Origin of the sequence: Micromonospora sp. CNB394, assembly GCF_000374985.1 — a bacterium.
GTDB lineage: Bacteria > Actinomycetota > Actinomycetes > Mycobacteriales > Micromonosporaceae > Micromonospora > Micromonospora marina.
Window position 1 is genome coordinate 51,514 of record NZ_KB895856.1, and the last position, 9,992, is coordinate 61,505.

At 73.2% G+C, this 9,992-nt stretch carries 4 protein-coding genes; all 4 read right to left on the minus strand.

The features are described 5' to 3' along the window. Position 1: 1 nt before the first annotated feature. The gene (locus C569_RS0125080) at positions 2 to 2,728 is read right to left on the minus strand and encodes an FtsX-like permease family protein (RefSeq protein WP_018788491.1); all 2,727 of its coding nucleotides are present in this window, start codon (positions 2,726 to 2,728) and stop codon (positions 2 to 4) included. Further along, positions 2,725 to 5,910 (minus strand): FtsX-like permease family protein, encoded by a 3,186-nt coding sequence (locus tag C569_RS0125085; RefSeq protein WP_018788492.1) that lies wholly within the window; start codon positions 5,908 to 5,910, stop codon positions 2,725 to 2,727. The genes C569_RS0125080 and C569_RS0125085 overlap by 4 nt, the downstream gene beginning before the upstream one ends. Positions 5,911 to 6,091: 181 nt before the next feature. After that, positions 6,092 to 7,909 (minus strand): Ig-like domain repeat protein, encoded by a 1,818-nt coding sequence (locus C569_RS0125090; RefSeq protein ID WP_081636019.1) that lies wholly within the window; start codon positions 7,907 to 7,909, stop codon positions 6,092 to 6,094. 153 nt (positions 7,910 to 8,062) lie between these two features. Further along, positions 8,063 to 9,346, minus strand: coding sequence for a hypothetical protein (locus C569_RS0125095; RefSeq protein WP_018788494.1), 1,284 nt, complete (start codon positions 9,344 to 9,346; stop codon positions 8,063 to 8,065). Positions 9,347 to 9,992: the final 646 nt, after the last annotated feature.

Sequence of the window (9,992 nt, forward strand, 5' to 3'; positions counted from 1 at the left end):
GTCAGCTCTCCTCTCCGAGCCGTAGCACCTCACCGAGGCGCAACCGGCGGTTGTTCACGGCTTCCACGGTGATCGCGAAGCCGAGGGCCAGCATGGCCAGGACCGACACCCCGGCCATCAGGCCGGGTTCGAAACTCGGGCGCACCTCCACGCCCCCGGTGAAGGCGGGCAGGCCGAGCACCGGTGTGAGCAGCAGCGGCAGCAACGCGCCGACCACCGCTCCGGTGAGCACCGACACCAGCACCAGCGGCGTCAGCTCCACCATCAGCAGCCCGCGCCACTGCCGGCGGGACAGGCCCATGGTGCGCAGCCGGGACAGCACCTGCCCGCGCGAGCGGGCCCCGGCGAGCACGGCGAGCGCGAGCCCCAGGAGCCCCAGCGCGGCGCCGCCGCCGGCGCCGAGCACGAAGCCGAAGACCAGCAGGCCGTTCACGCCGGCCCCGCCCAGGTCGGCGCGCACCGCCGAACGGGTCGTCACCTCGGGCGCGCGGGCCTTGTCCCCGGTATCGACCCCGCCGATGCGCAGGTAGCGCCGCTGCCCGTCCTGCGCCACCCGGTCCACCTCGGCCGCGTCGACACCGGATCCGGCGAGCACGAAACCGGTGGGCGCGAGCTGGTGCGGGGCGTCGGCCGGCAACGCCGGCCACGGCAGCACCACGAACCGGCGTACGTCCTCGCCCACGAGCGCGAACTCGTCGACTGTGGCGGCGGTCCGCACCGGCAGCCGGTTGCCCTGCACGTCCAGCCAGGCGGGCCGGTCACCCTGCGCGTCGGCGAGCCCGGCGTCGGCCAGTTCCCCGGCCACCGCCGGGGACACCAGCGCCGGCAGCGGCGTGCTCCCGTCGGTGCGGGCCCGCACCGGGTCGGGCACGCTCACCGGTACGTCTGCCTGCCGCGCCACCTCGGCGAACCGCTCCCCGTCCACGAGCACCACGCGCAGCTCGGTGATCGGGGCGGGGCGTCCGGCCCGGTCGGCGTACGGACGTTCGGCCGGAATGGTCAGCACCGGCGCGACAGCGCGTACCCCGGGCAGCTCGGCCAGTCTCCCAGCGGTGTCCGGCGTGAAGCGCTCCCCGCGTACCAGCAGGTCACCTGGCACGGCGTGGGCGGCGGCGGTGTCCCGGCCGGTCTCGATGCCGGTCGCCACCACGCCGCAGAACGCGGCGGTGGCGACGGCCATCACCACGACGACCAGCGGCCCGGTGCTCGCGGCCCGGCCCGCACGGGCGGTGCCGAGGAACGCGACGCTGCCGCGCGCCCGGGCAGCGAGGCGGCTCACCAGCCGCAACGGCCAGGGGTACGCGCGCAGCACCAGCAGCGCCGCCGCGATCGCCAGCAGCACCGGCACGGAGATCAGCAGCGGGTCGACCGTACCGGCGGTGAGCCCACGGCGGCGCAGCAGGAACGCGCCGAGCACGGCGAGCCCGAGCACGACCACCTCGACGGTGAGCCGGACGGCCGGCGACCGGCCGCCCAGGTCGGAGCGGCCACCGGCGCGGCCGGCCGCGAGCGCGGCGAGCGGCGGCAGCAGCGTGGCCAGGAGCGCGGCGATCAGCACCCAGCCCCACGACGCCCCGGAGCCGGGCAGCAACCCGCCGAGCAGCCAGCCGACACCGGCCGCGGCCGGCAGTACCAGCAGCGACTCGGCCAGGCCACGGCGCAGCACCGCGCCGGTCGAGCCGCCGCGCGCCCGGATCAGGTGGAACTCGGCGCGGCGGCGGCGCGCGGCCAGCCGGGCGGCCAGCAGCGTCAGCCCGGCCAGCGTGGCGAGCAGCCCGGCCGCGATGACCGCGAGCAGGGTCTGCGCGGCGGCCAGCGAGTCGGCGAAGCGCCGAAGCGGGATGTCCACGCCCTGGCTGAGCGCCATCTCGATCTCGGTGGGCCGGGCCCGGTCCAGCCCGTCGACGTCGGCGATCAGCGCGTCGAGGCGGCCCGGTTCGAGCCGGTCCGGGGCGATCCGGTAACGCCAGCCGAACGTCACCGGCCAGCCCTGACCGGTGATCGAGTCGAGGCCCGCGTCGGCCGTGTACGCGACGCCCACGAACGGGTCGCCGTCGTTCTCCGGCGGGGCGAGCTTCAGCATCGACGGCAGTGTGTCCCAGACACCACCGGCCGGGTCGTTCGGCCGCCACACACCGACCAGGTCGACCGGGCGGGACTTGAGGACGTTGCCGTCGGCGTTCAGCAGCGAGAAGCGGAACCGGTCACCGGCCGCCAGGCCGAGAGTGGTGGCGATCGTCTCGGCGAGCGTCACCTCGATCGCACCGGCAGGTGTGACGCCGCGTTCGGGCCACCGGCCGTCGACCAGGGTGGCCGCCTCCCGGATGCCGGTTCCGGCCCGCAGGTGCAGGTCGATCAGTCCCTTGTCGTCGCGCAACGTCGGACCGACCAGCCGGCCGGGCACGGTCTGCGCCGCGAACCAGCGCTCGCCGATCGTGGCGCGCACCTCGGCAGGCATCTTCTCCTCGATCGCCGCGAGCTGCGCCCCTCGGCCGGCGACGACGGGCTGTTCCGCGGGCGGGACGACGGTCGGCGCGGTGCTGTACGTGAGGTCGCGGCGGGCCACCGGCTGCCCGGCGACGTACTCGGTGAGCCCCTGCCCGGTCAGCCGGTCGGCGACCCGGGGCACCCCGGTGATCAGCAGGGCGGTCACCAGGGTCAGGACGGCGAGCAGCAGGAACTGTCCCCCGTATGCGCGGACCCGGCGCGCGGCACCAGGAAGGCTCATCGTTCTCCTCCGATCCGGAGCTGCACGGCGGCGACCCGCTGGCGGATGCCGGTGGTGATGAGGGCGGCGAAGGCGAGCGCGGCGAGCAGCAGCCCGGCGGCTGTCGTCCCGATCGGCACCCACGGGACGGTGAAGGCCGCCTCGGGCACCGGCCGTCCCGCGGCCGGGGTGAGGATCACCAGCGGCACCATGGTGGCCGCGACGAGGGCGCCCACCAGCATCCCGACGCCGACGCCGATCGCGGCCAGGAAGGTCTGCTCGGCGAGGTACGCGCGGGCCAGCAGCCGGGTGTTCGCGCCGAGCGTGTTGAGCACGGCCAGTTCGGTGAGCCGGCGCCGGGTGGTGGCCCAGACGTCGACCGCCAGGCCGACCAGGGCGAGCAGCGCCGAGCCGAGCGCGGCGGCCAGCAGGCCGGTGCGCGCACCCTGCCAGTACGGACTCTCGGCGGCCTCGGCGGCCACCGCCCGCCGGTCCAGCAGGACCGTGCCGCGGGTCGAGGCGAGCGCGTCGGCTGCGGCGGTGTGCCCGCCGGGGGTGGTGTCCAGCCACCACTCGGCCACCGGCCGGACGCCGCCGCTGCGTTCCAGCAGTTGCGTGGTGGCGGTGGGCAGGTCCAGCAGCACGCCGTCGCCGGTGGTGCCGGGAATCGCGGCGATCTGGCCGGCCACCGTGACCTCCAGGGTCACCTCGGCGACGGACAGCTTGACGGTGTCCCCGGTTTGCACGCTCAGCGCGGCGGCGACCCCCGGCGTGATCAGCACCGGCACCGGCGGATCCTCGGCCCGGGGCACCACGGCGAACCGGGACGAGGGTGTGCGGGCGAACTGCAACAGCCCTTCGGGCACATCGAAGCTCTGCGTCGCGTCCACCCGGGTGGGGGTCGCCCGCGCGTCCCGGCGCGGGCCGCTGCCCGGGTCGATCACCCGCCAGGCCCCCTCCACCGGCACCGGCAGGGCCGCTCCGGAGGCGTCGGTGAGCCGCAGCTCGTCCAGGAGCAGCCGGTACGAGCTGCCGGTGGCGTCGCCGCCGTCGGCCTCGAAGCCGGCCAGGCGCAGCGGGACGCCGCCGGTGTCCGGCAGCGGCACGGAGAAGCGCACCGGCCGTCCCTCGCCGCCGGCCTCGGCCAGCCGGACCCGCCAGGTGGCCCCCGCGTCGGTGGTGAGCAGCGCGGTCACCACCACCTGGGGCGTGTCGAACATGCTCTCGACCGGCGTACGGACGGTGCCCGACAGCGTCTTCGCCCCGGCGGGCAGGACACCGCCGACCGGCGTGGCCCGGCCCTCGGCGAGCCGGTCCAGCAGGGCCCCGGCGGACGCGCCGCCGTCGGCGTCGTCCAGCCGGATCATGCCCTTCGCGGCGGCGGCGTCCACCGCCACCACCGTCGCCTGCCGGGCCTCGCGGCCCAGGCGCGCGTCGTCGCGCCAGGCGGGCAGCACCCGGGCCAGGCCGGGCACGGCGGCGAGCGCGGCGGCCCGGTCGGCCGGGGCGGTGCCGTTGCGCTCGGTCAGCCGCAGGTCCGCACCGACCGTGTGCTGGGCCTGGTCGCGCTGCGAGCGTTCCCAGGAGGCGACCAGCGACCAGGCGAGCGTGCTGCCGCCGACGGCGAGCGCGAGCAGCAGCACCGGCCCGGCGTGTGGGCGGCGGCCCGCCTGCCACATGCCGAACATGGTGGCGTTCCAGGTCCGCCGGTCGACGAAGCGTTCCGCGATCCGGGTGGTCGGGGGCAGCAGCCGCAGCGCGATCACCGCACCGGCCAGCACGCCGATGGTGGGCGCGGCGGCGAGCAGCGGGTCGATGCCGAGGCTGCCGTTCGCGCCGGCCAGCGGCGAGGAGTACTGCCGCAGTTGGGTCCAGGCGAGCACGGCGAGCGCCACCAGCGCCACGTCCACGCTCGCCCGCTGCACCGCCGCCCCTCGGGAGGGGCGGGACCGGGCGGCCATGTCCGCGACGTACGTGCCGGCCCGGCGCATCGCCGGCAGTGTCATGGCGAGCAGGCAGCCGACCGCCGCGCCGACCGCCACCATCCACACCCGGGCCAGGTCGCCGCCGGCCAGCCCCAGGTCCGCGCCCAGGTAGTGAATCGCCTGCCCGGTCAGTGCCGGGGCCAGCAGCAGCGCCGGGGCCACCACGAGCGTCGCCTCGCGTACGGCCAGCCCGGCGATCTGCCCCCGGGCGGCGCCCCGGGCCCGCAGCAGCGCGGTCTGCGCCCGCCGGTCCTCGTTGAGCAGCGCGGCCACCAGCACCAGTGCGTACCCGCCGAGCACCACGATCAGCAGCAGCGGGGTGAGCAGCGCGGACCGGCCCACCAGGTCGGCCCGGCTGAGCCGGTCGACGAGCCGGTCCAGGTGGCTGACCTGCTGGGTCGAGGAGCCCAGGCCGGTGGCCTCGGGCAGCTTCCCGGTGATCTCGTCCAGCGCCGTGGTCACGGCGGACAGCCGGGCCGGCTCGACCGCCACCAGGTCGGGGTCGACCACCCAGGCCGCCGAGGTGGAGCCCGGGAAGGTGCGGGCGAAGTCGGCCGGGTCGAGCGCGAACGGCCCGTACGAGGTGACCTCCGCGTCGCCCTGGCTCTCCCCCACCCCGGGGGCGAGACGCCAGTACGCCGCGGTCGCGTCCCGTGGGCGCCACGTGCCGACGACCACCACGGTGCCAGCGCGTTCGGCACCCCGGTCGTACAGCGGCACCCGTTCCCCGACCTCCAGGCCCAGTTGCGCGGCCACCTTCTCCGGCACCGTCACCTGCAACGGGTTGCTGCCGGGCACCGGCCACGCCCCAGCGGCCAGTTCGGCGTGCGCGGGCAGGTCGTCGAGCGTGGCCAGGTTGGCGAACATCGGGTCGTCGTCGGTACGGGCGGCACCCACGTCACCGGTCAGCTCCCGGCCGGTCCCGGAGCGGGTCGCGGCCACGGTGACCGGGGCGCCGCCGAGCCCGTCGGCGAACTGCTCCCGGACCGCGCGGTCCCGCTCGGCGAACGCGACGGCGTCGGCGCCGCCGGAGCCGCTGATCAGCAGGCTGCGTTCCTCGGCCGGCGCGGCGTCGAGCACGGCGCGGGCGCCGGCCTCCACCGCCCGGCGGTTGTAGTCGGAGAGCCCGGTGACAAGCGCGACCGCGACGAGTGCCGCGACAGCGGCAGCAAGCAGCAGCCCTCGGGCCTCTTTCGCCCGCCTCCACACCAGCTTCATCCGACGTCCTCTCCTGGCCCCGGCGGGCCGATGCCGAGAGAGAGCGGTGACGCCCCAGAAAAGGTTCGCGTCCGTTACATGATCGTTATCGGTCCCCCGGCAGCCCTTCGCCCTGCCGCGCCAACCCTCGTCCAGGAGACCGGTACGAGGGTTGGCGCGCTGGCTGCCGGGTTCCCGGCGGTCAGTCGGACGTGTGGTGCGTTCGGAGTCGGCGAGCCGTGAGGACCAGAGTGGTGCCGGCGAGTACGAGCAGGATGCCGGTGGCCAGGGCAGCGGGCAGGCTGGCTCCCGTCACCGGAAGGGCGGGCCTGGGGATCGTGACGGCGAGAGGGCTGGATTCCGAGGCTGAGCAGTCTCCGGCGCCGTGGTAGCGGGCACGGATCGTGTGGTTGCCGGGTGTCAGGCTCTCGACGGTGAATGTCGCCGTGGCGGTGGGGCTGCCGGACAGGGATGCGCTGCCCAGGGCCGTGGTGCCGTCCAGGAAGGTCACCGTTCCGGCGGGGGTGCCGGCATCACAGGTCACGGTGGCGGTGAAGGTGACGGGTTGGCCGGGCCGCGGGTCTGCGGGAGACATTCGCACGGTGGTGGTTGACGTCGGCGCAGCCGACGCTGTTGCGACAGCGAGGCTGTGGAAGTTCACGTCCCGGCCGTTGGTCGGTCCGCACGGGCAGCCGCCGGCGGCGATGGCGGTGACTGTGGTGCGGGGCGGCAGGTTCACCGGGACGGGCACGTCGCTGTCGGTGCCGGGTCCGTAGGTGCCGTTTCCCAGTTGGCCGGAGGCGTTGTTGCCCCAGGCGAGTGCGGCGCCGGTGGAGGTCACGGCCAGACTGTGTGCCCCGCCTCCGGCGACGGCGGTGACTGTGGTGCCGGCCGGCAGGTTCACCGGGACGGGCACGTCGCTGTCGGTGCCGGGTCCGTTGGTGCCGTTTCCCAGTTGACCGGAGGCGTTGTTGCCCCAGGCGAGTGCGGCACCGGTGGAGGTCACGGCCAGACTGTGTTCGTAGCCGCCGCTGAGGGCGGTGACTGTGGTGCGGGGCTGCAGGATCACCGGGACGGGCACGCTGCTGTCGGTGCCGGGCCCGCTGGTGCCGATTCCCAACTGGCCGGACCTGTTCCGACCCCAGGCGAGCACGGCCCCGGTGGAGGTCAGCGCCAGATTGTGTCCGCCGCCGGCGGCGATGGCGGTGATCGTGACGCCGGCCGGCAGCTTCACCGGCACGGGCACGTCGCTGATGCCTCCGAAGACGTTGTTTCCCAGCTGGCCGTAATAGTTGTTGCCCCAGGCGAGCACGGTGCCGGTGGAGGTCAGCGCCATACTGTTTGCCCCACCCGAGGCGATGGCGGTGATCGTGACGCCGGCCGGCACCTTCACCGGGACGGGCAGGTCACTGTCGACGCCGGGTCCGCTGGCGCCGTTCCCCAACTGGCCCCAGAAGTTGTTGCCCCAAGCGAGTACGGCGCCGGTGGACGTCAGCGCCATACTGTTAGACCCATTCGCGGAGATGGCGGTGATCGTGACGCCGGTCGGCAGCTTCACCGGGACGGGCACGTCGCTGTCGGTACCGGGTCCGCTGGCGCCGTTCCCCAACTGGCCCCAGAAGTTGTTGCCCCAAGCGAGTACGGCGCCGGTGGACGTCAGCGCCATACTGTGCGGGCCCGGATTCTGGCTGCTGCCGGCGGCGATGTCAGTGATCGTGGTGCCGGCCGGCAGGTCCACCGGGACGGGCACGTCGCTGTCGGTGCCGGGCCCGCTGGTGCCGTTCCCCAACTGACCGAAGCCGTTGAAACCCCATGCCAGCCCGGTGCCGGCGGGACCTGCGGTCGGCGACGGACCGGCCGCGTGCGACACACCGGTCGGCACCGTCCCCAACGCCACGAACACGAGCGATACCGCAGCCAGTCTCGACGCGGTCGCGAGTCCCGGTCGGCGGAGCCTGATGCTTGGAGCCCGAAATGCCAAGAATGATGTCAATGTCACGCCTCCGGGGGGAATGTCCATCCAGACGGTTTACCCGTCTAACGACCCAGTGCCGCCGTCGATGCTGAGCAGCGAAACTCGGCTGCACCCCTCCCCGGCGGGAGGGGTGCAGCCGAGCGACAGACGAAGCGATCAGGGGCCGCCAGGACCGAAACCCGGCCTGCGCGGCAGGTCTTACTGGAGCGGGCCCCCCTCGTGCACCACATTGCGGAAGGTCACCCGGGCCCGATCGATGTTGGAGTCGGCGAAGTACCTGCGCCAGAGCACCTCCGCCTCAGCCGGATTGGCAGCGACGCCGTACGGCACCCAGCCAGGGTATTCACAGTTGAGATCATTGGTGACGTTGCAGCCGCTCTCGGCATCCTGAGCCTGGACGTAGCTGCCGAACTTCATGTAGGACGCGGCAGAGTCCTGCATGTCGTACGTGAAGCTGACGGACTTCCGGCCGATGGTCGAGTTGACGGTGACCACACCGTGGTCGTTGATGAACTCGTACCTCATGGTCTTGCCGCTCCGGATGGTGCCGAGGTCGAAGATCTTCTCGTTGATCTCGCCGTCGCCACTCACGAATCCAGGGATCTGGACACGGACGTACACGTCGAAGACGCCGTTACTGGGCACCCCCTCGAGCAGCGGATAGTCGTCGATCGTAAAGCCGGACTCGCCTTCGCCCTTGAAGATCCCGAGCGGGCTGGAGTCCTGGATGTAGAGCTTGGCCTGGGTGGAGAACCCGGCGCCGGTACCGGCGTGGACCTGGTGGGCGATGAGCTTGACACCGTCGTCGAGGTCGAGGGTGAGGTCAGCCGAGAAGGACTCATAGATCTCATCGGACGGCATCCTGGCGGCCTGCGGTGTCTTCAGCTCGTCGCGAGGTCCGCCGCCGCTGCCAGTGACGGTGAACCGCTCCAGGCCGTCGAAGCGCAAGACGTAGGGATCGCTGGACCGGATGTAGTCGCCCGCCTCCGAGTCATCCCAGACCGTGGGATCGAAGCCGGCGCGCGGGGACGGCGTCGCGCTCAGGCTGAAGTCGTCGAACCGGCCGGTCTCGCCGCCGTAGGCCGCGAAGATCTCGACGACACCAGCGCTACCGGAGTTGAACTCGACGCTGACCTGTTCGAACTCTCGGCCACCACCGGAGGCGGTGATGTCCTCACCGCCGACGGTGGCACCGATGACCCCCTCGCCGCGGACGTAGGCCGTCAGGGTGTAGGAGGTCTCGGGCAGCACAGCGACTTCCTGCCGGATCTGCCCCTTCCTCCCTTCGATCTTCGCCGAATGGTCGCCGGACCTGCCGATGTCGGAGAGGGCGACGTCCTTGGCTCGGACGATCTCCCAACCAGCGAGGCGGCCCCGCTCGAAGCCGGGGTTGTCCAGGCTGCCGGTGTCGGCGCTCGCGGTGGCGGCGACAGCCCCGAAGGCGACTGTGGTGATCAGACCGACGACAGTGGCGCGCGCCACGAAAAGCGCGCGCCGATGAGCTGTTCTCACGAGGTGAATGCCCTTCTCTTCTGGTGGATGGGGTGTGTCTGGGAAGGCGCGGCCTCCCGGTTGTGGAGTCGGGAACACCGAAGTGGTCCGTGCCTGGCTCGAAACACCTCGTGCTGGTAAGTCCGGGGACGGCGTGCTTCGAGCCGAACTGCGGCAAACTCCTCAGTGTATCGATGCACCGGTCAGCGCCGATACGGTATCAGCGAACGTGGATTCTCTGCAATGAACGGCGGCGCGTTCGCCCCTCTTCGGGCCCCCGACGCCGGAAGACGGCCAGGCACGGAACCCCGGGACCGCGCAGATCAGCCCGGGTGGGTGGTAGAACGATGCATCCGCAGGCCGTTGACGGCGACCGGATGGCGCTTGCCCTCGTCCGTGCGGATCCCGGTCAGCCATGAGCTGCGCGATCGTGTGGCCGGAGAGGTACCAGCCGGACTCACGCAGCTCGCTGCCGGTGCGAGGGCTGCCGCAGGCTCCACCCGGTCGTCGAAGACCTTGCCCGACGGCAGCCGCAAGTCGATGCACGAAACGGTGCGTGGTGTCGGGCGTGCCGACACCACCCACCGCCACCGCTCAGGCCCGGGAGGTCAACCGGCCCACGCGAACCGCTCCGACG